Raw genomic sequence first — 1752 nt, 5'->3', positions numbered from 1 at the left:
CCGGCTTTTTGGGATTAGCTCCACCTCACAGTATCGCAACCCATTGTACCGGCCATTGTAGCATGCGTGAAGCCCAAGACATAAGGGGCATGATGATTTGACGTCGTCCCCACCTTCCTCCGAGTTGACCCCGGCAGTCTCCCATGAGTCCCCACCATTACGTGCTGGCAACATGGAACGAGGGTTGCGCTCGTTGCGGGACTTAACCCAACATCTCACGACACGAGCTGACGACAACCATGCACCACCTGTGAACCAGCCCCAAAGGGGAAACCGTATTTCTACGGCGATCTAGCACATGTCAAGCCTTGGTAAGGTTCTTCGCGTTGCATCGAATTAATCCGCATGCTCCGCCGCTTGTGCGGGCCCCCGTCAATTCCTTTGAGTTTTAGCCTTGCGGCCGTACTCCCCAGGCGGGGCACTTAATGCGTTAGCTACGACGCGGAAAACGTGGAATGTCCCCCACATCTAGTGCCCAACGTTTACGGCATGGACTACCAGGGTATCTAATCCTGTTCGCTCCCCATGCTTTCGCTCCTCAGCGTCAGTTAATGCCCAGAGACCTGCCTTCGCCATCGGTGTTCCTCCTGATATCTGCGCATTTCACCGCTACACCAGGAATTCCAGTCTCCCCTACATCACTCTAGTCTGCCCGTACCCACCGCAGATCCGAAGTTGAGCCTCGGACTTTCACGATAGACGCGACAAACCGCCTACGAGCTCTTTACGCCCAATAATTCCGGATAACGCTTGCGCCCTACGTATTACCGCGGCTGCTGGCACGTAGTTAGCCGGCGCTTCTTCTGCAGGTACCGTCACTTTCGCTTCTTCCCTACTGAAAGAGGTTTACAACCCGAAGGCCGTCATCCCTCACGCGGCGTCGCTGCATCAGGCTTTCGCCCATTGTGCAATATTCCCCACTGCTGCCTCCCGTAGGAGTCTGGGCCGTGTCTCAGTCCCAGTGTGGCCGGTCACCCTCTCAGGCCGGCTACCCGTCGTCGCCTTGGTGAGCCATTACCTCACCAACAAGCTGATAGGCCGCGAGTCCATCCTTGACCAATAAATCTTTCCACCAAAAACCATGCGGTTCACGGTGCATATCCAGTATTAGACCCAGTTTCCCAGGCTTATCCCAGAGTCAAGGGCAGGTTACTCACGTGTTACTCACCCGTTCGCCACTAATCACCCGTGCAAGCACGGGGTCATCGTTCGACTTGCATGTGTTAAGCACGCCGCCAGCGTTCATCCTGAGCCAGGATCAAACTCTCCGTAAAAAAATTACAGACACAACCATCACGCCAACTGGAAAAAGTCGACCGGGTTGCACCAAGTAAAAACATCCTGGCAAATTGCTTCAAGCATCCACACGGGGGTGCGAATCTTGAAGCCATTCACCAATAAAATAAATAAATTGGTATCAACAAACTTGGCACACTATTGAGTTCTCAAACAACAGACGCTTCCAACATCCACGACCCGGACTTACAAACCTGCCGGCGCTTCGCTCTGGAGCAACTTTACTATCTTAGACCTTTCGGAACCCGGTGTCAATTCGACGTCCAAAGTTCTTCAAGAATTCTTTCGCATCCGTCTTCCTCGGCGTTAGCTTTTCGGCTAAGCTTCGGGGCTCGGTGCGAGAAACAACTCTACGCGCAACGGGCCGGAATGTCCAAACCGCCTGCTCCTAGCCGGGATACGACACCAAAGTCCCGGAAACACGTGGTGTTTCACGCTTTAGACCGCTTGAAACAG

1 rRNA gene is annotated in these 1752 nt (G+C 53.9%); it reads right to left on the bottom strand.

What is annotated here, in order from left to right:
- Positions 1-1274, bottom strand: a 16S ribosomal RNA gene (locus B879_RS23695); the annotation flags it as partial.
- Positions 1275-1752 lie beyond the last annotated feature (478 nt).

The sequence above is a fragment of the Cecembia lonarensis LW9 genome (genome assembly GCF_000298295.1).
GTDB lineage: Bacteria > Bacteroidota > Bacteroidia > Cytophagales > Cyclobacteriaceae > Cecembia > Cecembia lonarensis.
Note: the sequence above shows the minus strand (reverse complement) of the source record. Positions and strands in the feature narration are given on the sequence as shown.